The organism is Alloalcanivorax xenomutans, from assembly GCF_032810065.1.
GTDB classification, from domain to species: Bacteria; Pseudomonadota; Gammaproteobacteria; order Pseudomonadales; family Alcanivoracaceae; genus Alloalcanivorax; species Alloalcanivorax xenomutans.
In genome coordinates this window covers 3,389,642-3,413,643 of record NZ_CP136538.1, presented here as the reverse complement: position 1 = coordinate 3,413,643, position 24,002 = coordinate 3,389,642, and the positions used below count along the sequence as shown (strand labels likewise).

Sequence of the window (24,002 nt, the reverse complement as noted above, 5' to 3'; positions counted from 1 at the left end):
CTGGGCGCGGCCTGGTACCTTTAAGGACACTCTGTCGCTGCTCGCGCAACTATTAACTATTCCCTGTTCACTATTAACTGAATCCATTATGCTGCGCCCGGGTCGGTCAGGCAGCCGCTGGCGGGAAACCGCTGGAGGAAAGTCCGGGCTCCACAGGGCAGGGTGCCAGGTAACGCCTGGGGGCCACACTGGTGACGGTGTGGCTACGGCCAGTGCCGCAGAAAAGATACCGCCTGTTCCTTCGGGGGCGGGTAAGGGTGAAAAGGTGCGGTAAGAGCGCACCGCGCCGCTGGTAACAGCGGTGGCAGGGTAAACCCCACCCGGAGCAAGACCAAATAGGGATCCAATGGCGTGGCCCGCGCTGGATCCGGGTAGGTCGCTAGAGGTCCTCGGTGACGGGGATCCCAGATGAATGGCTGCCCACGACAGAACCCGGCTTATCGACCGGCCCACCTTCTTTCCTCAATGTTGGGATCCGTCCTGGACGGGTCTTGATACAGATCAAGTGCCTTCCGTCGCGCCTATGCAAAATACTTGACTTACATCAAGGAGGGGCGCGATGACACGGGCGGATATTCTGTTCCAGCAAGGGGACCACGTGGTGGCCAGATTTCATGATCTGGTCCAGGGCGAAGGCGTGCAGGCCAATCAGTTCGCCATTCGCCATGGCGAGCAGGGCGCGCTGATTGATCCCGGCGGCGATCTGACCTATACCCCTCTGACCATCGAGTTGAGTCGCCATCTCAACTTGCGTGATCTCACCTATATCCTGGCGTCCCACCAGGACCCGGATATCATCGCCTCGCTGCCGCGCTGGATGTTGCATTCCCACTGCAAGGTGGCGGTGTCCCGGCTATGGTCGCGGTTTCTGCCCCACCTGGCCTCCACCTTTGTCACTTCGCGGGTGGGGGAGCAATGGCAGGAGCGGATTCTGGCGCTGCCGGACAACGGGGCGGTATTGCCGTTCGCGGGTTCGGAATTGTGGGCCTTGCCCGCCCACTTTCTGCATTCAGTGGGTAATTTCAGTTTTTACGATCCGCTCAGCCGCATCCTGTTTTCCGGCGATATCGGCGCCTCCCTGGGCGGGGAGGAGGGTGAGGTGAGCCGCTTCGAGGATCACATTCCCGCCATGGCCGGGTTTCATCGGCGCTACATGGCCGGCAACCGTGCTTGCCGCTATTGGGTGCGCATGGTGCGCGAGTTGAATCCGGCAATGATCGTGCCGCAGCACGGCGGTTATTTTGCGTCTCGCGTCACCATTGGACGCTTTCTGGATTGGCTGGAACGGCTGGAATGTGGCCCTGACTTGATGGGAGTGGAGCATTACCGGCTTCCAGGGAGAGTTGGCGCTCACCCAAATAGAACCAAATAGGCTTTATTTAACATTTTATATTCCCAAAAGATCTAATACTTAAAGTGCTTTCTCAGCTCCAGGGCGCAGCTGTCTGATTAGTTTCAGAACCAATTTCCCCTCCTTTATTCCCCTTTCAATGTGACACAGCTAACAAACTGATTTTCAAGGAATTTCTTTTACATTCACCAATGTCGTGAAACTTGACTTGTGAAAAGCGCTGGCCATAGAGTGTCGCAATGTGGTGAAAAGTGGGATGAAGTGGGAGAAAGGCTTCATCCGGTGTGGCGAAGTGGGATGGATAACCACTCCCAATGCTTCGACATAGAAGGGCCGACATAAAAGGGGAAGGCCAGTGTTCAATGGGCGTACCGCGCTCAATCTGGATGCAAAAGGTCGGCTGACCGTGCCGACGCGCTATCGCGAGCCGCTTAACAGCGCTTGCGGTGGCCGCGTCGTGCTTACTCAGCACCCCTATGACGCCTGTCTGGTGATGTACCCGTTTCCCGAGTGGCGCGAGATTGCCCGCCAGGTGGCGGCGCAGAGTGACGCCCACGCCCAGGTTCGTGCGTTGAAGCGCCGGTTCCTGGGTCAGGCGGTGGAAATGGATATGGACGGCAATGGCCGTTTGCTGGTGCCGCCGGAGCTGCGGGACGTGGTCGGGCTGGAAAAGCGCGCCATGTTGGTGGGTCTGTTGCACCGCTTTGAAATCTGGGCCGAAGACACCTGGAACGAACTCGAACAGCAGAACCTGGACCAGGAAGCCATGCCCGAGAGCGTGCAGGCTCTGTCGTTCTGACGCCGCGAGGTCATGGCATGAACAACGGGAAGCAGTACGCACACCAGCCGGTGATGCTGGAGGAGGTACTGGAAATGTGGTTCACGCGGGACGACGGCTTCTATGTGGACGGCACTTTTGGCCGCGGCGGCCACAGCCGTGCGCTGCTGTCGCTGCTGTCGCCCGCCGGGCGTCTGACAGGTGTGGACCGTGACCCGCAAGCGGTTGCCACTGGTGAGCAACTGGAAGCGGAAGATTCCCGCTTCCGTATTCATGCCGGCCGTTTTGACTGTCTGCCGGAACTGGTGAGGCAGGCCGGGCGGCCGATTGACGGTCTGTTGCTGGATCTGGGTGTGTCCTCGCCGCAGTTGGACGACGCCAGTCGCGGGTTCAGTTTTCTGCGCGATGGTCCTCTGGACATGCGCATGGATCCGGGCAGTGGTGAAAGCGTGGCCGGCTGGCTGGCCCGCGCCGAGGAAAAGGACATCGCCGATGTGTTGTATCGCTTCGGCGAGGAGCGCAAGTCACGGCGTATCGCCCGCGCCATCGTCGCGCGCCGCCAGGAGGCGCCGTTGCGGACCACCCGGCAACTGGCCGATCTGATCGAGTCGGTGCTGGGCAAGGGCGATCCGGGCAAGCACCCGGCGACGCGCAGCTTCCAGGCCCTGCGCATCCACATCAACAGGGAGTTGGAGGCGCTGGAAGCGACTCTGGCACAAACGCTCGAGACGCTCGCCATCGGCGGGCGTCTCGCCGTTATCAGCTTCCATTCTTTGGAAGATCGGCTGGTGAAGCTGTTTATTCGCGACCAGTCCGGCATGGCGCCCCGGGGGCGGGGTGGATTGCCGTTGGGTGAGGAAACGCCACAGCGGCTGCGACCGCTGGGTAAGGCCCGGCGGGCCGCGGAAGAAGAAGTGCGGCATAACCCACGCGCCCGCAGCGCGGTGCTGCGCGTGGCGGAGCGGGTGGCCTGATGGCCCGCTGGCTGCATTGGCCGTTGCTGATCCTGGTAGTGGGGTCGGCACTGGCCGTCAGTTATACGGTGCACGAGGCACGCCGCCTGACCGATGAGAGTCAGCGGCTGCAGCGGCGCCAGGCGCAATTGGAAACCCAGTGGGGCCAGTTGCTTTTGGAACACAGCACCTGGGGCAGCTACGCCCGGGTGGAGAGCCTGGCCAGAGAAAAGCTGGGCATGAAAGTCCCGACCACCGATGAGCGAGTGTTGACACGGCCATGAGCGCCAACAAACGCAAAGCGACACGCAAACCGGTTGCCAGCAAACGCTGGACCGGCAGACGCTGGCACCTGGTGCTGGCGTTTTGGCTGGTGTGCGCCGGTGTGCTGGTGGTGCGCGCGGTGGATCTGCAGGTGGTCGAGCACGATTTCCTGGCCCACCAGGGGGATATCCGTAATTTGCGGGTGGAGCCTCTGGCGGCCAATCGGGGTGTGATTCGCGACCGCAATGGCCGGCCGCTGGCGGTCAGTACTCCGGTGGTGACGCTGTGGGCGAATCCCCAGGAGGCGATGGAGAATCAGCAGCAATGGTCCAAGCTGACCGGCAACCCGATTATTGACCGGGCGCGTTTCGCCCGGCGCGTGAAGGCGCACGCCAGCCGGGAGTTCATTTATCTGGCCCGGGGGTTGGCGCCGGAGCAGGCGGAATCCGTATTGTCCCTGGGCGTGCCGGGCATCTACTCGCTGACCGAGTACCGCCGTTATTACCCGGCCGGTGAAGTGACCAGCCATGTGGTCGGGTTCACCAACATTGATGAACAGGGTCAGGAAGGCGTGGAACTGGCCTTCGACAAACAGCTCACCGGCGCGCCGGGCCGCAAGAAAGTGGTGCGGGATCTGCTGGGGCGGGTCATTCAGGATATTGAACTGATCGAGCCGGCCCGTCCGGGTGAGGATGTCACCCTGAGCCTGGATTTGCGGTTGCAGTATCTGGCTTATAAGGAACTGATGTCCGCGGTGCATCGCTTCGGCGCCACCGGCGGTTCGGTGGTGGTGCTGGACGTGAAGACCGGCGAGGTTCTGGCCATGGTCAACCAGCCGGGCTACAACCCCAATAACCGCAAGGGCATCAATACCGCCAGCCTGCGCAACCGTGCCGCCACCGACCTGTTCGAGCCCGGCTCCACGGTGAAACCGTTTACCGTGGCCGCGGCCCTGGAGCAGGGCATGGTCACTCCCGCCACCGCCATCAATACCCACCCGGGCTATCTGCGTGTGGGGCCGAAAACCATTCGTGATCATCGCGATTACGGCGTCATTGACGTGACCACGGTGCTGACCAAGAGCTCCAACGTGGGCACCAGCAAACTGGCGCTGTCCATGGATCCGCAGGTGTTGCCGGCCATGCTCGGGCGGTTCGGTTTTGGCCAGCCCACTGGCGTGCGTTTTCCCGGCGAGAGCGGCGGGGTGCTGCCGATCCGTGCCAAGTGGCGTGATGTGGAGCGGGCGGCGCTGTCCTACGGCTATGGCGTCAGCGTGACCGCTCTGCAGCTGGCACAGGCCTACGCCATCCTCGGTAATCAGGGGCGCCGGGTGCCGCTGTCCATGGTCAAGGTGGATGAAGCGCCCCAGGGCGAGCGCGTGATTGGCACGGATACCGCCCGCGCCATTGTCGACATGCTGGAAACCGTGGTCGGCCAGCTGGGCACCGCCCGCCGTGCCCGTATCCCCGGTTATCAGGTGGCGGGCAAGACCGGCACGGTGCACAAACTGACCGCCACCGGCTATGCCGAACACCGCTATCAGGGCATTTTCGCCGGTCTGGCGCCGGCCACCGATCCGCGCATCGCCGCCGTGGTGGTGATCGATGATCCGGACCAAAGCGCCTACTACGGCGGTCTGGTGGCGGCGCCGGTGTTCTCCACCATTGTTGGCGGCGCCCTGCGCGCCATGCACGTGCCGCCGGACAAACCGGAAGGGGTCATCGCCGGCGAGCCGGACGGGGAGGGTCGCACATGATCACCCTGGGCCAACTGCTGACCGATCTGGCATTGCCGGCCGACCTGGCCGGCTTGCCGGTTATGGCGTTGCGGCTGGACAGCCGGGCGGTCCGTCCCGGTGATGTGTTCCTGGCGGTGCCTGGATTCCGTGCTGATGGGCGCAGTTATATCGGTGCCGCCGTCGAGGCCGGTGCCGCCGCCATCCTGCAGGAAGGCGATGCCTTCACCGTTGATCAGAGCGGCGCGGTGCCGCGCATCGGGATTCCCGGGCTGGGCCGCGGGATCGGCACCCTGGCGGCCCGTTTTTATGGTTGTCCCGCCGACCAATTGCAGATTGTCGGAGTGACCGGCACCAATGGCAAAACCAGCATTACCTGGTTTCTGCGCGACGCTCTGGATGCCGTCGGCCACCGCTGTGGCCTGGTCGGTACTCTGGGCGTGGGGCTGAAAGGGGACGAGGCGGATACCGGCCACACCACGCCGGATCCGATCACCCTGCAGTCGGCGCTGCATGGCTTACGGGAAAAGGGCGCCGATTATGTCGCCATGGAAGTGTCCTCCCACGCTTTGGATCAGGGGCGTCTGGGGGATACCCGGGTGTCCTGCGCGGTGTTCAGTAATCTCAGCCGCGATCACCTGGATTACCACGGCAGCATGGACGCCTACCTGAATGCCAAGCGCTCTCTGTTCACCCGTCCGGGGCTGGCCATGGCGGTGATCAACACCGATGACGACGCGGCCTCCACGCTGGTGGCCAGCCTTGACGATGGTGTGCGTTGCGTGACCTTTGGATCCGCGGATGGCGCCACCGTGCGCTGTCTGGAGCATCGGGCCCTGCCGGAAGGCATGGAAATGGTGTTGAGCGTGGGCGGCGAGCCGTTATCCCTGCGCCTGCCGCTGTACGGCGACTTCAATCTGAGCAATGTGATGGCGGTGGCCGGGGTTCTGCACGGCTTGGGTTGGAGCAACGAGGCGCTCGGCCAGGGGCTGGGCGCGCTGACGCCGGTGCCGGGACGGATGGAGTCCCTGTGCCAGCCGGGGCAGCCGGTGGTGGTGGTGGATTATGCCCATACACCGGATGGTCTGGAGAAAGCCCTGAGCGGCGTGCGCGGCCACTTCCCTGGCCGCTTGTGGTGCGTGGTGGGTTGCGGCGGTGACCGTGACACCGGCAAGCGCCCGCTGATGGGCGCGGTAGCGGAAAAGTTGGCCGACCGAGTGGTGCTCACCAGCGATAACCCGCGCAATGAGGCGCCGGAAGGCATCATCGGGCAGATCCGCGGCGGCATGAACCGGCCACAAGAAGCGTTGTGTCTGAGTGACCGGCCCGAAGCCGTGGCCCGTGCCATCGCCGAGGCCGAGGCCGGTGACGTGGTGCTGATCGCTGGCAAAGGCCACGAAACTTATCAGGAAGTGGCTGGCCACCGTTATCCCATGGACGACCGGGCCCTGGCCCGGGCGGCGCTGGCGCGCCGGGGAGGCCAGGCATGATGCGTCTGTCGCGGATCAGCGAGTGGACCGGTGGCGTACTGCGCGGCGCCGATCAGGATATCAGCGCGGTGTCCACCGATACCCGCCAATTGTCCGCCGGTGCCTTGTTCGTGGCACTGCGTGGCGAACGCTTCGACGGCCATGCCTTTTTGCAACAGGCCCGTGAAGCCGGCGCCGTGGCCGCTCTGGTGGAGACGGATCAGGACGTTTTCGAGTCCCAGGTGACGGTGGCGGATTCGCGCCGCGGGTTGGGCCTGCTGGCGGCGGGTTACGCCGCCGGGTTCCCGGTGCCCCGGGTGGCGGTGACCGGCAACGCCGGCAAGACCACGGTGAAGGAAATGATCGCCGCGTTGCTGGGCGAAGGGACCCTGGCCACCCGAGGCAATCTCAACAACGACATCGGCGTGCCGCTGACGCTGCTGCGGTTCGATGATCAGGTGCGTCAGGCAGTGATCGAACTGGGTGCCAATGCGCCGGGTGAAATCGCCTGGACCAGCTCCCTGGTGCGGCCGCGGGTGGTGTTGGTCACCAATGTGACCGGCGCTCATCTGGAGGGCTTCGGCACCATGGAAGGCATTGCCCGCGCCAAGGCGGAAATCTTCACCGGCTGTGAGCCGGGGGCCACCGCGGTGATCAACAATGACGATGGCTTCGCCGACTTTTTCGCCGGGGAAGCCGCCAGGCACGGCTTGAACGTGGTCCGGGTCGGCGGCGCGGATGGCGCGCTGCGGGCCGAAGAGGTGGTTCTGGAGGACCGTGAAGTGCGTTTCCGGCTGATGCCTCAGGGGCTGCCGGTGCGGGTGCCGCTGGCCGGCGCCCATCAGGTACAGAATGCGCTGCTGGCCTTGGGCGCGGTCAATGCTCTGGGTGTGGAACTGGCCGATGTGGTCGACCGCTGGCAATCGCTGAGCCCGGTGCCGGGGCGGATGAATCTGAAGACGCTGGGGCGCGGCCTGTTGGTGGACGACACCTACAACGCCAACCCTGGATCGGTGCGGGTGGCGGTGCGCTGGCTGGCCGACCGGCCGGCGCCGCGAACTCTGGTGCTGGGGGCTTTGGGGGAATTGGGGCCCGGCGCCGGTGACATCATGCGTGCCCTGGGCGAAGAGGCGGCCCGGGATCTGGATCTTTTGATTGCCATGCCGGGAGCGGAAGCCGCCGCGGCGGGTTTCGGCGAAGGCGCTGTTTTGGCCACGGATCACGATGACGCCGCCGCGCGCGCCGGCACGGTTCTCGACGCTGGCGGCACGGTATTGGTGAAAGGCTCACGCACTGCCCGCATGGAGCTTGTGGTGCACCGGCTTGAAGAACTCAAGGGGGGACACTAAATGCTGCTTTGGCTGGCGGAGAATCTATCGAGCCTGTACAGCGGATTCCTGGTTTTCCAGTACATCACCATGCGCGCCATCATGGCGGTGCTCACCGCGCTGTTCCTGGCGTTCTGGATCGGGCCGGTGATGATTCGCAAACTGCAGGAAAAACAGGTCGGCCAGGCGATCCGGGACGACGGCCCGAAGAGCCATCTGAGCAAGGCCGGCACGCCGACCATGGGCGGCGGCCTGATCCTGGTTTCCATCGCCGTGGCGACGCTGCTGTGGGCGGACCTGTCCAATCGCTACGTCTGGGTAACACTGGGCGTGCTGGTGGTGTTCGGCGCCGTCGGCTGGGTGGACGACTGGCGCAAGGTGATCGAAAAGAACCCGCGCGGCCTGCCGGCGCGCTGGAAATACTTCTGGCAGTCGGTGGGGGCGCTGGGCGCGGCACTGGTGCTGTTCTTCACCGCGCAAAGCCCGGCGGAAACGCAATTGATCGTGCCGTTCTTCAAGAACGTGGCCATCAACCTGAGCTGGTTCTATGTGGTGCTGACCTATTTCGTCATCAACGGCACTTCCAACGCGGTCAACCTGACCGATGGCCTGGACGGGCTGGCGATCATGCCCACCGTGCTGGTGGCGGCGGCGCTGGGTATTTTCGCCTACGCCAGTGGCCACGCCGAGTTCGCCACCTACCTGCAGATCCCCTATATCGCCGGTGCCGGCGAACTGGTGGTGATCGTCGCCGGTCTGTGCGGAGCGGGGCTTGGCTTTCTCTGGTTCAACGCCTATCCGGCCCAGGTGTTCATGGGCGATGTGGGCGCGTTGGCGCTGGGCGCGGTGCTCGGCGTGATGGCGGTGATCGTCCGCCAGGAAATCGTGCTGTTCATCATGGGCGGCGTGTTCGTGATGGAGACCGTCTCGGTGATGTTGCAGGTGGCGTCGTTCAAGCTCACCGGCCGGCGCATCTTCCGCATGGCGCCCATTCACCACCACTTTGAACTGAAGGGGTGGCCGGAACCGAAGATCATCGTCCGGTTCTGGATTATTACCGTAATGCTCGTACTGGTGGGTCTGGCGACCCTGAAACTGAGGTAAGGATGACGAAGGACGCGTTTGATCTGGTCATTGGCCTGGGTGTTTCCGGCCGCTCCGTGCTCCGCTATTTGCAGGGGCAGGGTATGGCCGTGCGCGCTCTCGACACCCGTCAGGCTCCGGCGGGCCTGGATGATCTGCACGCGGAATTCCCCAAACTGAAGGTGCATACCGGCGGCTTCAAGAAAGGCTGGATGGAACGTGCCCGCCGTTTGATCGTCAGCCCCGGCGTGGCGATTTCCACCCCGGCCATCGCCGCGCAGATCGCGGAAGGCAAGGAAGTGATCGGCGACATCGAACTGTTCGCCCGTGCCGCCAGCCGCCCGCTGGTGGCGATCACCGGTTCCAATGCCAAGAGCACCGTCACCACCCTGCTCGGTGAAGTGGCCGAAGCTTGCGGCCGTCAGCCGGGGGTTGGCGGCAACCTGGGAATCCCGGCGCTGGATCTGCTCGCCAGCGACGCCGGTCTGTACGTCCTGGAGCTGTCCAGCTTCCAGTTGGAGACCACCTACAGCCTGAATGCCCAGGTGGCCACGATCCTCAATGTGTCCCAGGACCATCTGGATCGCTACAACCGCTTCAGTGACTACCTGGCGGCCAAGCAGCGCATCTACGACGGCTGTCAGGTGGCGGTATGGAATCGCGATGACGTGGCCACCCGCCCTCAGGTGCCGGTGCCGCGGGAGGTGACCTTCGGCAGCCACCCGCAAGCGGACTATCGGCTCGACAGCGACCAGAACGCTCTGCTTTACAAGGGCGAGACCCTGTTGACGCTGGACCAGCTGACGCTCACCGGCCATCACAACGCCATGAACGTACTGGCGGTGCTGGCCATGGCCGATGCCCTGGGGCTGGAGCGGGAGACCGCGCTGGCCACGGTGTGTGCGTTCCAGGGCTTGCCCCATCGCTGCCAGATGGTGGCGGAAGCCGGCGACGTGCGTTGGTTCAACGATTCCAAGGCCACCAATGTGGGCGCCACGCTGGCGGCGTTGACCGGCATTGGCGAAGCCATCAACGGCAAGGTGATTCTGATCGCCGGCGGGCAGGGCAAGGGGCAGGATTTCTCTCCGCTGGCGGAGCCTGCCCGGCAATACCTGCGCGCGGCGCTGCTGCTCGGTGAAGACGCGGACAAGGTGGCGGACGGTCTGATCGGCGTGCCTCGTGAACGGATCGAGACCATGGCCGAGGCGGTGACACGGGCGCGGCAACTGGCCCAGCCCGGTGACGCCGTGCTGCTGTCGCCGGCCTGCGCCTCCTTCGACATGTACAGCGGCTACACCGAACGCGGCGATGATTTCGCCCGGCATGCCCGGGAGGTGAGCCATGGCTAGTGTGTTGATGCGCCCGCGGGCCGGGCAGCTCGATCAGGTTTTGATGTGGTCGGCGATCGGTCTGACGCTGGTGGGGCTGGTGATGGTGACGTCCGCGTCGCTGCAGATCGCCGAAACCCGGCTGGATAACCCGTTCTATTACGGCATCCGCCATGGCACTTATTTGTTGATCAGCCTGGGCATCGGCGCCGCTGTGTACTGCTGTGTGCCGCTGGCACTGCTGGAGCGGCTGCGCTTCGCCATGCTGCCGGTGGCGGTGGTGGCGCTGGTTCTGGTGTTCGTCCCTGGTTTGGGCCGTGAAGTGAACGGCTCCACGCGCTGGATCGCGCTGCCGGGTATGACGATTCAGGCCTCCGAGATCGTCAAGCTGTGTTTCGTGCTTTACCTGGCCGGTTACGTGGCCCAGCGCAAGGCGGAACTGGAAACCCAGTGGAAGGCTTTTTTCGTGCCGCTGGGGGTGCTCGGGCTGCTGACTTTCATGCTGTTGCTGGAACCGGATTTCGGCGCCGTGGTGGTGCTCGGTATCACCACCATGGGCATGTTGTTCCTGGCCGGTGTGCCGACCCTGCGATTCCTGCTGATCGGGCTGGTGGCGGTGGGCCTGGCGGCCCTGGTGGCCGTGGCGGAGCCCTACCGGGTGGCGCGGCTGATGAGTTTTCTCGATCCCTGGGCGGATCAATACGGGTCCGGCTATCAGCTGACGCAGAGCCTGATCGCCTTTGGTCGCGGCCATTGGTTTGGCGTGGGTCTGGGTAACAGCGTGCAGAAACTGTTTTACCTGCCGGAAGCGCACACCGATTTCGTTTTCGCGGTGTTGGCGGAGGAGTGGGGGCTGTTCGGTACCTTGCTGCTGATTTTCGGCTTCGGCCTGCTCGGCTGGCGCGTGTTCCGTATCGGCCACAACCTGGAGCAACGGGGTTTTCTCTACCACGCCTATGTGGTTTACGGCATCGCCTTTGTGTTCTGCGCCCAGGCGTTCATCAATCTGGGAGTCAATATGGGTGTCCTGCCCACCAAGGGGCTGACTTTGCCTTTTGTCAGCTATGGCGGTTCTTCGCTGGTGATTTCCGCGGTGATGGTGGCGCTGGTATTGCGCGCCAGCGCGGAGCAGCAGGAACTGCAAGCGCGGGGGAGGGCGAAGCGATGAGCGGGACCATCCTGATCATGGCCGGCGGCACCGGTGGCCACGTTTTCCCCGCGCTGGCCGTGGCCGAGCAATTGCAGGCCGCCGGTTACCGCATCCTCTGGCTGGGTGCCGAGGACGGCATGGAAACGCGGCTGGTGCCGCGTTACGGCTTCCCGGTGGCGACCCTGGGCGTGGGACGGCTGCGCGGTGGCGGCCTCAAACGCAAATTGATCGGCCCACTGCAGTTGATCCGCGCGGTATGGCAGGCCCGGTCGGTGATTCGCCGCGAGCGGCCGGTGCTGGTGGTGGGCTTCGGTGGTTTCGTCAGCGCCCCTGGCGGTATCGCCGCGCGGCTGTGCGGCGTGCCTCTGGTGATTCACGAACAGAATGCGGTACCGGGAATGACCAACCGGTTGCTGGCCCGCTTCAGTGATCAGGTGCTGGAAGGCTTCGAAGGGGCCATGCCCGGCGCTATCTGGGTGGGTAATCCGGTACGCGAGGAGATCACCGGCCTGAACGATCCGGCCCAGCGCTACGCCAGCCGGCGCGGCCCCCTGCGGGTGCTGGTGCTGGGCGGCAGCCAGGGCGCTCTGGCCTTGAATCAGGATTTGCCGGAACTGCTGCTGGCCGCGCTGGGGCCACACCTGGAAGTGCGCCACCAATGTGGTCGTGGCCGCGCCGAGGAGGCCCGGCCGGTATACAAGGCGTTGGGGCTCAACGCCACGGTGACCGAATTCATCGATGACATGGCGCAGGCCTATGACTGGGCCGATCTGGTGGTCTGCCGTGCCGGCGCCCTGACCGTGGCGGAAGTGGCCGCCGCCGGCGTGGCGGCGTTGTTCGTGCCGCTGCCGACGGCGGTGGACGACCACCAGACTCTGAACGCCAACTGGCTGGTGGATCGTGGCGCCGCCCTGATGCTGCCGCAGCGGGATATGAACGCCAGCGCCCTGGCGCGCAGCCTGGCCGGCATGACCGAGCGGGACGCGCTGGCGGAACTCGCCTGCCGTGCCCGTCAACTGGCCATCGCCGACAGCGCCGAGCGAGTGGCCCGACTTTGTGAGGAGGTGGCCGATGGCCGATAACGTCGCCGCCAGTAACCAGGCCGCCAACAGCCATGTGGTGCCGGAGATGCGGCGCATTCGCGGCATCCATTTTGTCGGCATCGGCGGCGCCGGGATGTGCGGTATCGCCGAGGTGCTGGCCAACCAGGGCTACCAGGTCAGCGGCAGTGACATCAAGGAGTCGCCGGTGGTGGTACGTCTGCGCCGGCTGGGCGTGCGCGTGGACATTGGCCACCGCGCCGAGAACATTGAAGGCGCCGACGTGGTGGTGACCTCCACCGCGGTGAGCGCGGATAACGTGGAAGTGGCGCGTGCCCACGAGTTGCGTATCCCGGTGGTGCCGAGAGCGCAGATGCTGGCGGAGCTGATGCGCTTCCGTCACGGCATCGCGGTGGCCGGTACCCACGGCAAGACCACCACTACTTCCATGGTGGCGGCGATTCTCGGTGAGGCCGGACTGGACCCGACTTTTGTCATCGGCGGCCGTCTCAACAGTGCCGGCACCAACGCCCGCCTGGGTCAGAGCCGTTATCTGGTGGCCGAGGCGGACGAGTCCGATGCCAGCTTCCTGCACCTGCAGCCGATGAGTGCCATCGTCACCAACATCGATGCCGACCATATGCACACCTACGGCGGTGATTTCGCCCGCCTGGAGAATACCTTCATCGAGTTTCTCCACAATCTGCCGTTCTACGGCGTGGCGGTGATGTGCGTCGATGATCCGGTGGTGCGCCGGTTACTGCCGCGGGTGAACCGGCAGGTGATCCGCTACGGCTTCGACGAGGACGCGGATCTGCGCGCCGAAGCGGTCAGCGCCCACGGCATGAGCACCAGTTTCCGGGTGGTGCGCGCCGAGGGTGAACCGCTGGAGATCACTCTGAACATGCCGGGGCGTCACAACATTCTGAATGCGCTGGCGGCGATTGCCGTGGCCAGTGATGAAGGGGCTCCGGATGAGGCCATCGTGCGTGCCCTGAACGGCTTTAGCGGGGTGGGCCGGCGCTTCGATGTGCTTGGTGAATACCCCTGCCAGGGCGGCGGCGCCACCCTGGTGGACGATTACGGTCACCACCCCCGGGAAGTGGCCGCCACCGTGGCGGCGATCCGCGAGGGCTGGCCGCAACGGCGGCTGGTGATGCTGTTTCAGCCGCACCGTTATACCCGGACCCAGGACCTTTACGAGGATTTCGTCGAGGTGCTGTCGCGGGTGGATGTGCTGCTGATGCTGGAAGTGTATGCCGCCGGCGAGGAGCCGGTGCCGGGCGCCGACGCTCGTGCCCTATGTCGCAGTATCCGTCAGCGCGGCCAGGTGGAACCGGTGTTCGTCGACGACCCGGCGAAACTGCCCGCCTTGCTGGAGAACCTGCTGCGCGACGGTGATCTGCTGGTGACCCAGGGGGCCGGTAACGTGGGAACGATCGCGCGGGATCTGGCCGAGCGGGTGAGAGGAGAACGGTCATGATGATCGATAACGCCATGAAACAACGATTGGCACGCATCGGTCGGGTGGCGGTGCTGGCCGGCGGCAGCTCGGCCGAGCGCCCGGTATCCCTGAAAAGCGGTGCCGAGGTCCATCAGGCGCTGCGCCAATTGGGATTGATCGCTGAGTTGGTGGATCCGTCGGAAGTGGGGGTCGAAACCCTCAAGGGCTTTGACGTGGCCTTCATCGCCTTGCACGGCCGTGGTGGTGAGGACGGCGTGATCCAGGGCGTGCTGGAACATCTCGGTGTGCCGTACACCGGCTCCGGGGTGATGGCCTCGGCCATCGGCATGGACAAGGTGCGCAGCAAATGGCTGTGGAAAGGCGTTGGCCTGCCGACTCCGGCGTTCCATGTGGTGGGCGCGGATGATGACGGCGAGGCGCTGGCCGAATTGGGCTTCCCGCTGATGGTGAAGCCGGCCCATGAGGGTTCCTCCATTGGCATGGCCAAGGTGGAGGACGAGACGCAACTGCGCAGGGCGCTGGATGACGCCCGCCAGTACGACAGCGAAGTGCTGGTGGAGGCCTGGGTCAATGGCCCCGAGTACACCGTTTCCGTGGTTGGTGAGCAGGTGTTGCCGGCGATCCGGTTGAAGACACCGAATCAGTTCTATGACTACGAGGCCAAGTACCAGTCCAACAGCACCGAGTACCTGTGTCCGGCGGGGCTCAGCGACGAGGACGAGAGCGAACTGCGGGCGCTGTCGCTGCGGGCCTTCAAGGTGGTGGGTTGCCAGGGCTGGGGGCGCGTCGATGTGATGCGTGACGAACAGGGTCGCTGGCAACTGCTGGAAGTGAACACGGTGCCCGGCATGACCGACCACAGCCTGGTGCCGATGGCCGCCCGTGCCGCCGGTGATGAGTTCCCGATTCTGGTGGCGCGGATTCTGTTGGACGCGGTGGACCGGTTCCCGCCGCGCAAAGGAGGTAAACGCCGTGGCTAAGGCGCCTCGCCGTCAAAAGGGAGCGCAACCACGTTCCCGTGGTGCTTCCAGTGTCCGGCGCAAGACGCCCCGGGTGCCGCTGCGTGAGCGCCTGGCGGCGGCGGTGCCGGCGGTGCTGGTGGCCCTGGTGGCGGCGGTGCTGGTGGGCGGCGTGATTTACCTGCCACGGGTGTTGGATCACTACCCGGTGCGCAAGGTGGGTGTGGACGGTGTCACCGATGTCCGCCGTCAGCAGCAGGTGCAGACCAAGCTGGCTGCCCTGGTGCGTGACGCCAACTACTTTACCGCGCCATTGGACCGGATCTATGACCAGGCGCGGGAACTGAGCTGGGTGGCGGACGTCTCGGTGCGGCGCCAGTGGCCGGATACCGTGGTGCTCACCGTCACCGAGCGGGAACCGGTGGCGGTATGGAACGAGACCTTGCTGGTCTCCAATACCGGCGAACCGTTCAAGGCGTTGAAGCAGTACGACCTTTCCGGGCTGCCGCGCTTGAACGGACCGGAGCAACGGCTCGACGAAGTAATGAGTTACTACCACAGCATGGCCAAGCTGCTCAGCGACATTGGCCTGGGGATCGAGCGGATGGAGGTGAACGCGCGTCTCACCGCCCGCCTGACCCTGAATAACAACATGCAGTTGGTGGTGGATCGGGAACAGTACGTGAACAAGCTGCGCCGCTTCGTGCGGTTGTACCGCGGGGTGCTGAGCACCGACAGTCGCGGCGTGGCCCGGGTGGATCTGCGCTACGCCGATGGCGTGGCGGTCACCTGGCGGGATGACCAGGACGCGCAAGCGGCATCCGCCCGCCGGGCGGGCAAAGTATAACGGATCGAGGCAGGCGCTAATGGCGAACGCAATGGACAACATGATCGTGGGACTGGACATCGGTACCTCCAAGGTGGTGGCGATCGTCGGTCAGGTGACCAGCGAAGGCACCGTCGAGGTGGTGGGCCTTGGGTCGCAGCCCTCCCGCGGCATGAAGAAAGGCGTAGTGGTGGATATCGAGGCCACGGTGCGCTCAATCCAGCGGGCGGTGGAGGAGGCGGAGCTGATGGCCGGCTGCCAGATCCACTCGGTCTACGCCGGCATCGCCGGATCCCACGTGCGCAGCCTCAACTCCCACGGCATTGTCGCCATCCGTGACCGGGAGGTGATGCAGGCGGATATCGACCGCGTCATCGACGCCGCCCAGGCGGTGGCGATTCCGGCGGACCAGAAGACCCTGCATGTGCTGCCGCAGGAATACGTGGTGGACAACCAGGAAGGAGTGCGCGAACCGGTGGGCATGAGCGGGGTGCGTCTGGAAGCCAAGGTGCACCTGGTGACCTGCGCCGTGAACGCCGCCCAGAACGTGGAAAAATGCGTGCGCCGCTGCGGTCTCGAAGTGGAGGACATCATCCTCGAGCAACTGGCCAGCGCCTATTCGGTGCTTACCGAGGACGAGCGTGAATTGGGCGTATGCATCGTCGACATCGGCGGCGGCACCACCGATATCGCCATCTTCACCGAAGGGGCGATCCGCCACACCGCCAATATTCCGATTGCCGGTGATCAGGTCACCAACGATATCGCCATGGCGCTGCGCACGCCGAAACAGCACGCCGACGAGATCAAGATCAAGTACGCCTGCGCGCTGACGCAACTGGCCGGCGCCGACGAAACCATCAAGGTGCCGAGCGTCGGCGACCGGCCGCCACGGACCCTCAGCCGCCAGAATCTGGCCGAGGTGGTGGAGCCGCGCTACGACGAACTGTTCACCCTGATCCAGGCGGAAATCCGCCGGTCCGGGTACGAGGACCTGATCCCCGGCGGCATCGTGCTCACCGGCGGCTCCTCCAAGATCGAAGGCGCGGTGGAACTGGCGGAGGAAATTTTCCATATGCCGGTGCGGCTGGGTACGCCGCAGGGCGTGGCCGGGCTCACCGATGTGGTGCGCAACCCGATTTATTCCACTTCCGTGGGCTTGCTGCTCTACGGGCTGCGGATGGAAAAGGAAGGCCTGAGCGCGCGCGCCCAGGCCGGTGGTGGACAGGTGAACTGGGTCGAGCGCTTCAAGCGCTGGTTCCAGGGCAATTTCTAAGTCGATTTGCAACGGTTTCAGGCCCGGCCGCCAAGGCGGCCGGAATTGAAAAAACAGCAGTACCAGGGAAGCAACAAGCGGGAGATCAATTATGCAATTCAAACTGGAAGATTCCGTACCCCATGGCGCGGTGATCAAAGTGGTGGGCGTTGGTGGTGGCGGCGGCAACGCCGTGGACCACATGGTGCGCTCTAACGTGGAAGGCGTGGATTTCATTTGCGCCAATACCGACGCACAGGCCCTGCGCAACTCCTCGGCCAAGACCGTGATTCAGCTGGGCAGCCAGGTGACCAAGGGTCTGGGTGCCGGTGCCAATCCGGAAATCGGCCGGCAGGCGGCGCTGGAGGACCGTGATCGCATCGCCGAGTTGCTCGACGGCGCGGACATGGTATTCGTCACCGCCGGCATGGGCGGTGGTACCGGTACCGGCGCGGCGCCGGTGGTGGCCGAGATTGCCAAGGAACTGGGTATCCTCACGGTGGCGGTGGTGACCAAACCGTTCCCGTTCGAGGGCAAGAAGCGCATGCGCTCCGCCCAGGAAGGCATCCAGGCCCTGCGTGACCAGGTGCACTCCCTGATCACCATCCCCAACGAGAAGCTGCAGTCGGTGCTGGGCGGTTCCACCACCCTGCTGGACGCGTTCAAAGCGGCCAACGAAGTACTGCAGGGCGCGGTGAAAGGGATCGCCGACCTGATCGTCCGGCCCGGTATGATCAACGTCGACTTCGCCGACGTGCGCACGGTGATGAGTGAACTGGGTACCGCGATGATGGGCACTGGTATCGCCACCGGCGACAACCGGGCCGCCGAAGCCGCTCAGGCCGCCATTTCCAGCCCGCTGCTGGAGGATGTGGATCTGCGTGGCGCCCGTGGCATCCTGATCAACATCACCGCCAACGAGTCCATCGCTCTGGATGAGTTCTCCGAGGTGGGTGACATCGTCAGCGAGCTGGCCAGCGAGGAAGCCAATGTGATCATCGGCACGGCCATCGATCCGGATATGGGCGACAATATCAGCGTAACGGTGGTCGCCACCGGTTTGGGTGCCCAGCAGGAACTGAAAGTGGTGCGTGGCCGTCAGAACTCTCTGGGCGCGGAAGGCCGGGTCGACTACAACGATCTGGAGCGTCCCGCCGTCGAGCGCCGTCGTGCCGTGCAGCAAAGCATGGGCGGTTCCGGCCGTGGCGCGGTGAATACCGCGGAAGATCTGGACTTCATTGATATCCCGACCTTCCTCCGCCGTCAGGCCGACTGACGGCGGCGCGGCTAACGGCGCGATAGGCACGGTCAATGGTGCGGTAAGGGGATTTTGGGTATACTTATCCTCTTATAACGCTTCGAGGATGGCAGTATCCTTATTTTTCAGGATACCGGTAGCTTTGTGACGGATCGATGATCAGACAACGAACACTCAAAAACGTAATCCGCGCCACCGGCGTAGGGTTGCATACCGGTGAGAAAGTCTACCTGACGGTACGTCCGGCGCCGGTGGACACTGGCATCGTGTTTCGCCGCGTGGATCTGGACCCGGTAGTGGAGATCAAGGCGGGGGCCCACAGTGTGGGCGAAACCACCTTGTCCACGACCCTGGTGCAGAACGGCGTCAAGGTGGGCACGGTCGAGCATTTGCTCTCCGCCATGGCGGGGCTGGGAGTCGATAACGCCTATGTGGAGTTGTCGGCACCGGAAGTCCCGATCATGGATGGCAGTGCCGGGCCCTTCGTGTTCCTGCTGCAGTCCGCGGGTATTCGTGAGCAGGAGGCGGCCAAGAAGTTCATCCGGATCAAGAAGAAGGTGACGGTGAAAGAAGGCGACAAGGTTGCCACTTTCGTGCCTTTTGACGGGTTCAAGGTGACTTTCTCGATCGAATTCGACCACCCGGTCTTCGAGGAACGCGATCAGCTGGCGAGCATCGATTTCTCCACGACCTCGTTCGTGAAGGAAGTGGCGCGCGCCCGGACCTTCGGGTTCATGCGTGATATCGAGTTCCTGCGCAGCCAGAACCTGGCGTTGGGCGGCAGTGTCGACAATGCCATCGTGGTGGACGAATACCGCATCCTTAACGAGGACGGTCTGCGTTACGACGACGAATTCGTGAAGCACAAGATGCTGGACGCCATCGGCGACCTGTATCAGTTGGGCTACAGCCTGATTGGCGAATTCGTGGGCCACAAGTCCGGTCACGCTTTGAACAACGCCCTGCTGCGCGAACTGCTGAGCCAGCCGGACGCCTACGAAGTGGTGACGTTCGAGGACGCTGACGCGGCGCCGATCTCCTACGCTGGACCTTTGGCCACCGCCGAATAACGGTGCGCTTCCCCGATCCACCCCGGCCACCCTCCCGCGGCCGGGGTGGGCAGTTACGCCCTCCAGATGACCCTTTTTGTCACTTTTTGACCCGGCTGGCCAATCGGGCCAGGGCCTCACGCAGGCCCGGATCGTCCATGTCACGCGCCGCGCGAGCAATATGAGCCGCACTTTCCTCATCCAGAACCGGCCCCATGGCACGGTATTTGCCTTCATCCATGGCGTGCGTGGAGGAGCCGGAGCCGCCATCAAGCTGGCGTTGCCCGGTCACCACGATTTTGACGCTGGCGCCGCCGGGCAGAGCCCGTTGCAGCCGGGGCAGATGGAAGCGCAACAACTGCGCGGTGGCGCTGTTTTCCACCAGCGCCAGCCAGCGCTGCGATTCTTCCACCAGCATGACCCGGTCACGCAGCGCGGGCGGCAGGCACGCTCGCGGATCCCGGCTTTGAGAGGGCGCGGGCTGGGCGCGGGCATTGGACGCCAGCCGCCCCAGTCTGGGGTGGCGTTTGAGCAGCGCCCCGAGGTTTTGGGGCCGGTTTGTGTTGGCCATGGTATTTCCTTACACTACCCGGCTAATTGTAAAAAAACGATAAGTCTCTCGCCAGCTACACCGGGCTCGTCGAACCACGGCCAGACCATAACCGGCCGGGTGGCACGAAGGAAACCGGGGAGACCCGCGGGGGACGGTGCCGCCCGGCACCACCGGCATTGTCATTTATGAATGGATATTCCGTGGGCCCTCGGACCGTTGGCCTGAAGACTTTTTGGAAGGGGTGTTTCCACACTCATGAACATCATATGGCTTAACAGCAAGGGCGGCCATGCCCGATCGGTGCAGTTGTCCCGATCCTGGCTGTATCTGGCGCTTTTCATAATGGTGGCGCTGCCGGTGGCCCTGGGTACCGGCGCTTATTGGCTGAATTACAAACTGGTGCCGCCGGCGTACACCGAAGCCGTGGCCGAGCGGTTCCAGAGCGAACTTGACGAGCAGAAGCGTGAAGTGGCGGACCTGTCCCGTCTCAGCGCGGAACAGTTTCGCGCCTTGACCCTGCAACTGGCGGACACCGAAGCACGACTGGTGCGTCTGGATGCTCTCGGGGAACGTCTGGTGGACGTGGCCGGCATCGACAGCCAGGAATTCGATTTCAGCAGCGCCCCGGCCATCGGCGGTCCGGAAGTGGAGGGCAGCAGCAGCTTTACGCCGCCGTCGTTCATGCAGGAACTGGAGCGGGTGACCAGTGCTTTGCAGCGGCGCGAGCAACAGTTGGACATCCTGGAAAAGCTGTTGGCCAATCGCCAGCTCAAGGATGAAACCTTCCTGTCCGGCCGGCCGATTCCGCATGGCTGGATGTCCAGCCGCTATGGCCGCCGCACCGATCCGTTCAGTGGCCGGGTGGCCTGGCACAAGGGCGTGGATTTCGCCGCCCGGGACGGGTCGCCGATCATTGCCACCGCGTCCGGTGTCGTCACCTTCGCTGGCAAGAAAACCGGCTACGGGCAGTTGGTGGAAATCAATCACGGTAACGGTATCAGTTCCCGCTATGCCCACGCCAAGAGTGTCACCGTGGAAGTGGGAGATATCGTGCGCACCGGTGATACCGTCGCTATCGTCGGCACCAGCGGCCGTTCCACCGGTCCCCATGTGCACTATGAAGTGTTGAAGAACGGCCAGCAGGTGGATCCCTCCCCCTATATTGCCCGGGCGCGCCGCTAACGGCGGAAGCGGGTGAGAACCGGGGTGCTGTCAAGCGCCCCCAATGGCCCGGGGCCGTCACCCGGGTCTTGATTCCTCCGCCCAAGGCTTGAATTATGGTCGCCCCTACCCAATCTCGTGAGTAGAATGATCCCTCCTTAGCGCGGGGCGCTCTGCTCCACCCATTGAGAAAAAACGGACGTTTCATGCTGTCTTCCATCGCAAAGAAAGTCTTCGGCACCAAGAATGACCGTGAACTCAAGCGTATGAGCCGCCTGGTCACGGCGATCAACGCGCTTGGTGACGACATGGCCAAACTGGATGACGAGGCGCTGAAAGCCAAGACTGGCGAATTGAGGGCCGCCTTCGCCGAGGGCAAGACGCTGGATGAACTGTTGCCGGAAGCGTTCGCCGTGGTCCGCGAGGCCGCCACCCGTATCATGGGGATGCGCCATTTCGATGTGCAGCTGCTGGGCGGGATCGCGTTGCACGAGGGGCGTATCGCCGAGATGCGTACTGGTGAAGGTAAAACTCTCACCGCGACCTTGCCGGCTTACCTCAACGCCCTGTCCGGTCTGGGCGTGCACGTGGTGACCGTGAACGAATACCTGGCCGAGCGGGACGCCAACTGGATGCGTCCCCTGTACGAGTTTCTCGGCCTCAGCGTCGGCATTATTTACTCCCAGCAGCCGGCGCCGGAAAAACGCGAAGCCTATGGTTCCGACATCATTTACGGTACCAACAATGAATACGGCTTCGACTATCTGCGTGACAACATGGCGTTCCGGTTGGAAGACCGGGTGCAACGCAAACTCAATTTCGCCATCGTCGATGAAGTGGACTCCATCCTCATCGACGAAGCCCGTACCCCGTTGATCATTTCCGGCCCCGCTTCTGATTCCTCCGAACTGTATCGCCAGGTCAATCTGCTGATGCCGCGGCTCCGGCCGCAGCCGGAAGAGGGCGATGAAACCGGTCACTATGTGATCGATGAAAAGCAGCGGCAGGTGGAACTGACCGAGGAAGGCCACCAACTGATCGAGTCGTTGCTGGTGGAGAACGATCTGCTGGAGCAGGGGGAGAGCCTGTACGCGGCCCATAACCTGACGCTGCTTCATCACGTGCACGCCGCCCTCAAGGCCCACGCCTTGTTCCACCGGGACCGGGAGTATGTGGTGCAGAATGACCAGATCGTCATCGTCGACGAGCACACCGGCAGGACCATGCCGGGCCGGCGCTGGTCCGACGGCATCCACCAGGCGGTGGAAGCCAAGGAAGGGGTGCGCATCCAGCAGGAGAATCAGACGCTCGCCTCGACCACTTTCCAGAACTACTTCCGCCTTTACGACAAACTCTCCGGCATGACCGGTACCGCCGACACCGAGGCAGTGGAGTTTCGCCAGATCTACGGCATGGACGTGGTGGTGATCCCCACCAACCGTCCGATGGCGCGCATCGACGCCAACGATCTGGTCTACCTGACACTGAAGGAAAAATTCGAAGCGATCGTCGACGAGGTGAAACAGTGTGTCGAGAAAGGCGCGCCGGTGCTGGTGGGTACCGCCACCATCGAGGCCTCCGAATACCTGTCCCATCGCCTCAATCAGGACAAGATCAAACACCAGGTGCTGAACGCCAAGCAGCACGAACGTGAAGCCCAGATCATTGCTCAGGCCGGCCGGCCGGGCACCGTGACCATCGCCACCAACATGGCCGGCCGCGGTACCGATATCGTGCTCGGCGGCAATCCCGAGGAGCAGATCAAGCATCTCGAGGATCCGGATGGGGCGGAGGCGCAGAAGATCCGGGACGAATGGCGGGACAATCACGCCAGGGTGCTGGAGGCCGGCGGCCTGCATATCATCGGCTCCGAGCGGCACGAATCCCGCCGTATCGACAACCAGCTGCGTGGCCGCGCCGGCCGTCAGGGCGATCCGGGTTACACCCGCTTTTTCCTGTCCATGGAAGATGACCTGATGCGCATCTTCGCCTCCGACCGGGTACGTAACATGATGCGTTCACTGGGTCTGAAGGACGGAGAAGCCATCGAGCACCGCTGGGTGACCCGTGCCATCGAGAACGCCCAGCGCAAGGTGGAAGCGCGCAACTTCGATATCCGGAAGAACCTGCTTGAATACGATAACGTGGCCAATGACCAGCGCCGCGTGGTGTACAGCCAGCGCGAGCAGATTCTGGAATCCGAGAGCCTGGCGTCTTCCATTGAGAGCATCCGCCGTGACGTGATGCCGGATGAAATTCATGCCTACATGCCGCCCGGTTCGGTGGAAGATCAGTGGGATGTGGATGGACTGGAGCGTACCCTGGCGAGCGAGTACAGCTGCCGGGCACCGGTAAGCCAGTGGTTGAAGGAAGATACCGGGCTGCACATCGACGGGGTGGTGGAAAAGGTCATCGAGACCATGGAAGAGGAATACCGCCGCAAGGAGCAGGAAGTTGGCGAGGAAACCCTGCGCCAGATCGAAAAACACCTGATGCTGCAGATCCTTGACCGTCATTGGAAAGATCATCTGGCCAGCATGGATCATCTGCGCCAGGGCATCCACTTGCGCGGCTATGCGCAGAAGAACCCGAAACAGGAATACAAGAAGGAAGCCTTCGAGCTGTTCCAGGCCATGCTGAATCAGATCCAGCACGAGCTGATTCGCGTGCTGCATAATTTCGAGGTGCGGCGCGACGACGAAGTGGAACGGCTGGAAGCCCAGCGCCAGGAAGAAGCCCGGATACAGGCGGAGCGGATGAAGGCGCAACAAGAGCAGATGGCCGCGCCCACCGCGTCCGGCGACGGTATCCAGACCCAGGGGCCGCCGCGGGTGGCCCAGCCGGTGGTACGCGAAGGCCGCAAAGTGGGCCGCAATGAACCCTGTATTTGCGGTTCCGGCAAGAAGTACAAGCACTGCTGCGGCCGTCTGGAAACGTGATCATGGCGGTTCCCCGCGAGGGGAGAGCGCTTTCCCATCCAACCCCGCCATCGGCGGG

At 63.7% G+C, this 24,002-nt stretch carries 20 protein-coding genes and 1 other RNA gene; 20 read left to right on the top strand and 1 reads right to left on the bottom strand.

What is annotated here, in order from left to right:
* Positions 1 to 98: 98 nt before the first annotated feature.
* From rnpB to lpxC, 18 genes are all read left to right on the top strand, one after another.
* Positions 99 to 456, top strand: an RNA gene (gene rnpB, locus RYH70_RS15625) — RNase P RNA component class A.
* 103 nt (positions 457 to 559) lie between these two features.
* Positions 560 to 1,372 carry an oxygen-binding di-iron domain-containing protein gene (locus RYH70_RS15620; protein ID WP_097058501.1) on the top strand — a complete coding sequence of 271 codons (813 nt, stop codon included), beginning with the start codon at positions 560 to 562 and terminating at the stop codon, positions 1,370 to 1,372.
* A 334-nt stretch (positions 1,373 to 1,706) separates the two neighbouring features.
* Positions 1,707 to 2,150, top strand: coding sequence for a division/cell wall cluster transcriptional repressor MraZ (gene mraZ, locus RYH70_RS15615; RefSeq protein WP_063142472.1), 444 nt, complete (start codon positions 1,707 to 1,709; stop codon positions 2,148 to 2,150).
* Positions 2,151 to 2,167: 17 nt separating this feature from the next.
* Positions 2,168 to 3,103, top strand: a complete 936-nt coding sequence (gene rsmH / locus RYH70_RS15610; RefSeq protein ID WP_317009380.1) for a 16S rRNA (cytosine(1402)-N(4))-methyltransferase RsmH — start codon at positions 2,168 to 2,170, stop codon at positions 3,101 to 3,103.
* Positions 3,103 to 3,366, top strand: coding sequence for a cell division protein FtsL (gene ftsL / locus RYH70_RS15605; protein WP_022995231.1), 264 nt, complete (start codon positions 3,103 to 3,105; stop codon positions 3,364 to 3,366). The genes rsmH and ftsL overlap by 1 nt, the downstream gene beginning before the upstream one ends.
* Complete coding sequence (locus RYH70_RS15600) at positions 3,363 to 5,102, top strand: peptidoglycan D,D-transpeptidase FtsI family protein (RefSeq protein ID WP_317009379.1); 1,740 nt, start codon at positions 3,363 to 3,365, stop codon at positions 5,100 to 5,102. The genes ftsL and RYH70_RS15600 overlap by 4 nt, the downstream gene beginning before the upstream one ends.
* Complete coding sequence (locus RYH70_RS15595; RefSeq protein WP_097058499.1) at positions 5,099 to 6,571, top strand: UDP-N-acetylmuramoyl-L-alanyl-D-glutamate--2,6-diaminopimelate ligase; 1,473 nt, start codon at positions 5,099 to 5,101, stop codon at positions 6,569 to 6,571. Before RYH70_RS15600 ends, RYH70_RS15595 begins: the two co-directional genes overlap by 4 nt.
* On the top strand, positions 6,568 to 7,899 hold the full coding sequence (locus RYH70_RS15590; RefSeq protein WP_317009378.1) for a UDP-N-acetylmuramoyl-tripeptide--D-alanyl-D-alanine ligase: 1,332 nt from the start codon (positions 6,568 to 6,570) through the stop codon (positions 7,897 to 7,899). The genes RYH70_RS15595 and RYH70_RS15590 overlap by 4 nt, the downstream gene beginning before the upstream one ends.
* Positions 7,900 to 8,982: a phospho-N-acetylmuramoyl-pentapeptide-transferase gene (mraY, locus tag RYH70_RS15585; RefSeq protein WP_014995819.1), complete on the top strand. Its 1,083-nt coding sequence runs from the start codon at positions 7,900 to 7,902 to the stop codon at positions 8,980 to 8,982.
* A gap of 2 nt (positions 8,983 to 8,984) precedes the next feature.
* Entirely contained in the window at positions 8,985 to 10,310 is a 1,326-nt protein-coding gene (murD, locus tag RYH70_RS15580; protein WP_026948621.1) for a UDP-N-acetylmuramoyl-L-alanine--D-glutamate ligase, read from the top strand.
* Complete coding sequence (gene ftsW, locus RYH70_RS15575) at positions 10,303 to 11,457, top strand: putative lipid II flippase FtsW (protein ID WP_022995236.1); 1,155 nt, start codon at positions 10,303 to 10,305, stop codon at positions 11,455 to 11,457. Before murD ends, ftsW begins: the two co-directional genes overlap by 8 nt.
* Positions 11,454 to 12,521, top strand: coding sequence for an undecaprenyldiphospho-muramoylpentapeptide beta-N-acetylglucosaminyltransferase (gene murG / locus RYH70_RS15570; RefSeq protein WP_022995237.1), 1,068 nt, complete (start codon positions 11,454 to 11,456; stop codon positions 12,519 to 12,521). The genes ftsW and murG overlap by 4 nt, the downstream gene beginning before the upstream one ends.
* Positions 12,511 to 13,962, top strand: coding sequence for a UDP-N-acetylmuramate--L-alanine ligase (gene murC / locus RYH70_RS15565; protein ID WP_026948623.1), 1,452 nt, complete (start codon positions 12,511 to 12,513; stop codon positions 13,960 to 13,962). The genes murG and murC overlap by 11 nt, the downstream gene beginning before the upstream one ends.
* A complete protein-coding gene (locus RYH70_RS15560; RefSeq protein WP_051414213.1) occupies positions 13,962 to 14,924 on the top strand; it encodes a D-alanine--D-alanine ligase in 963 nt (320 codons plus the stop codon). Before murC ends, RYH70_RS15560 begins: the two co-directional genes overlap by 1 nt.
* Entirely contained in the window at positions 14,917 to 15,750 is an 834-nt protein-coding gene (locus tag RYH70_RS15555; RefSeq protein WP_231504690.1) for a cell division protein FtsQ/DivIB, read from the top strand. Before RYH70_RS15560 ends, RYH70_RS15555 begins: the two co-directional genes overlap by 8 nt.
* A 19-nt stretch (positions 15,751 to 15,769) precedes the next feature.
* Complete coding sequence (gene ftsA, locus RYH70_RS15550; RefSeq protein ID WP_026948624.1) at positions 15,770 to 17,005, top strand: cell division protein FtsA; 1,236 nt, start codon at positions 15,770 to 15,772, stop codon at positions 17,003 to 17,005.
* Between the two features lie 91 nt (positions 17,006 to 17,096).
* Positions 17,097 to 18,260 (top strand): cell division protein FtsZ, encoded by a 1,164-nt coding sequence (ftsZ, locus tag RYH70_RS15545; protein ID WP_022995241.1) that lies wholly within the window; start codon positions 17,097 to 17,099, stop codon positions 18,258 to 18,260.
* Between the two features lie 137 nt (positions 18,261 to 18,397).
* The gene (lpxC, locus tag RYH70_RS15540; RefSeq protein ID WP_022995242.1) at positions 18,398 to 19,312 is read left to right on the top strand and encodes a UDP-3-O-acyl-N-acetylglucosamine deacetylase; all 915 of its coding nucleotides are present in this window, start codon (positions 18,398 to 18,400) and stop codon (positions 19,310 to 19,312) included.
* A gap of 79 nt (positions 19,313 to 19,391) precedes the next feature.
* On the opposite strand, the gene RYH70_RS15535 is transcribed toward lpxC, so the two are convergent.
* A complete protein-coding gene (locus RYH70_RS15535) occupies positions 19,392 to 19,862 on the bottom strand; it encodes a hypothetical protein (RefSeq protein WP_317009377.1) in 471 nt (156 codons plus the stop codon).
* A gap of 237 nt (positions 19,863 to 20,099) precedes the next feature.
* Between RYH70_RS15535 and RYH70_RS15530 the strand changes: the two genes are divergently transcribed.
* Together RYH70_RS15530 and secA are read left to right on the top strand one after the other, a co-directional pair.
* Positions 20,100 to 21,026, top strand: coding sequence for a M23 family metallopeptidase (locus RYH70_RS15530; RefSeq protein ID WP_317009376.1), 927 nt, complete (start codon positions 20,100 to 20,102; stop codon positions 21,024 to 21,026).
* Between the two features lie 185 nt (positions 21,027 to 21,211).
* Positions 21,212 to 23,944 carry a preprotein translocase subunit SecA gene (gene secA / locus RYH70_RS15525; protein ID WP_022995245.1) on the top strand — a complete coding sequence of 911 codons (2,733 nt, stop codon included), beginning with the start codon at positions 21,212 to 21,214 and terminating at the stop codon, positions 23,942 to 23,944.
* Positions 23,945 to 24,002 lie beyond the last annotated feature (58 nt).